This is a genomic window from Acidiphilium sp. (assembly GCF_049977125.1).
Lineage (GTDB): Bacteria > Pseudomonadota > Alphaproteobacteria > Acetobacterales > Acetobacteraceae > Acidiphilium.
The window spans coordinates 1-1,849 of sequence record NZ_JBMFGY010000344.1 but is presented as its reverse complement, the minus strand read 5'-3'; the positions used below and the strand labels follow the sequence as shown (position 1 = coordinate 1,849).

General features: G+C 60.2%; 1 protein-coding gene. It reads right to left on the bottom strand.

Annotated features, from left to right (window positions below; genetic code table 11):
• A partial coding sequence (glgX, locus tag ACP5E6_RS18915) for a glycogen debranching protein GlgX (protein WP_427957017.1) occupies positions 1-1,518 on the bottom strand: 1,518 nt, incomplete at its 3' end.
• Between the last annotated feature and the right edge of the window lie 331 nt (positions 1,519-1,849).

The following is a 1,849-nucleotide window of genomic DNA, read 5'->3' as shown; positions in this document are numbered from 1 at the left end:
TGCGTTGATCTCGGGATCGTCGGTCGGGCCTACGACGCCGCAGTTCCACGAGCGGTTGTCGCTGCTGCCATCCTTGTTATTCTCGTTATTTGCGTCGTTATGTTTCTCGTTATAGGTCACCATGTCATTCAGGGTGAACCCGTCATGCGCGGTGACGAAATTGATCGAAGCCCAGGGCCTGCGACCCTCATGTGCGAACTCGGCAGCGGAGGCGGTGATACGAGGGGAGAGTTCGGCGGCCGGTGCTTCGCCGCGCCAGAAATCCCTGACGGTATCGCGGAACTTGTCGTTCCACTCCGACCAGCCGGGCGGAAACCCGCCGACCTGATAGCCGCCCGGCCCGCAATCCCACGGCTCGGCGATCAGCTTCACCGAACCCAGCACCGGGTCCTGGCTGCACACTTTGAGAAAGCCGCTCTGATTGTCGAATCCGTTGGGCTCGCGGGCGAGAATTGTGCCGAGATCGAAGCGGAAGCCGTCGACATGCATTTCCTCGACCCAGTAGCGCAGGCTGTCGGTCACCATCTGCAGCACGCGGGGGTGGGACAGATTGACCGTGTTCCCGGTCCCTGTGTCGTTGATGTAATAGCGCGGATTATCCGGCATCAGCCGATAATAGCTCGCATTGTCGATGCCCTTGAAGCTGAGCGTGGCCCCTTTTTCGTTTCCCTCGGCGGTGTGGTTGTAGACCACGTCGAGAATGACCTCGAGCCCGGCTTCGTGGAAGCGGTAGACCATTTCCTTGAACTCGCGCAGCGAATTGGCGACATCGAACGCATAGCGCGGGTCGGGCGCGAAGAAGCCAATGCTGTTGTAGCCCCAATAATTTTTTAGCCCGTTGTCGAGCAGGTGACTGTCGTTGATGTAGGTGTGGATCGGCAGCAGCTCGACCGAGGTGACGCCGAGGGATTTGATGTAGTCGACCACGTGCTTGTCACCCATGCCGGCGTAGGTGCCGCGCGAGGTTTCGGGCACGTCCGGATGGCGCATGGTGAAGCCGCGGACATGCGCCTCGTAGAGTACGGTGCGGTTCCAGCCGATCGGGTTGCGACCGGGGTGGCCGCGCCAGTCGAACCCGGGGTCGACCACGACGCATTTCGGCATGAACGGGGCGGAATCGCGATCATCGAAGGTCAGGTCGTCGCCGGTTTCCATTTTATAGCCGAAACAGGCGGGGTTCCATTCGAGGTCGCCGGCATGGGCGCGGGCATAGGGGTCGAGCAGCAGTTTGTTCGAGTTGAATCGGTGGCCAGCGGCCGGCTCATAGGGGCCGTGGACGCGATAGCCGTAATAGGTGCCCGGCCCGAGGTCAGGGTTGTAGCCATGGAAGACCTGGTCGGTGTATTCGGGGAGCTCGAACCGGTCGGTCTCGGTCTTGCCGCTCTGGTCGAATACGCAGACCTCGACTTTTTCAGCATGGGCCGAAAACAGCGAGAAATTGACCCCTTTGCCGTCCCAGGTCGCGCCGCGCGGATAGGGGAGCCCCGGTTTGATCTGGCCGCGCTGAAGTTGAGCCATGAAATTCGCCTTTCTTTTGTCGTTGCTGCGGGGTCCCGTAGCTGGTGCGGCTGAAATGGGGCGTGAGTGGCTGCCGAAAAAGGCCGGCTGGCCGATTTGCGCAAGCTTCTCGCCAGGCTGCGCAAAAAGTCACGTTCGCGCAACGTGGCGATCAACTCTCCTGGCTGTGACCATGGCGTCTGGCCTAGTTGTCCTGATGAATATTGCTGGAACAGAAGGTTCCCTCTTACGGGCGTTTAATGACGGTTGTCTGCGGTAGGATGCCTCATCAGATCGATCTGTCGATCCTTCGCCTTCCCAACCTTGTCGATCAGTTGGCTGAACGGCTGGA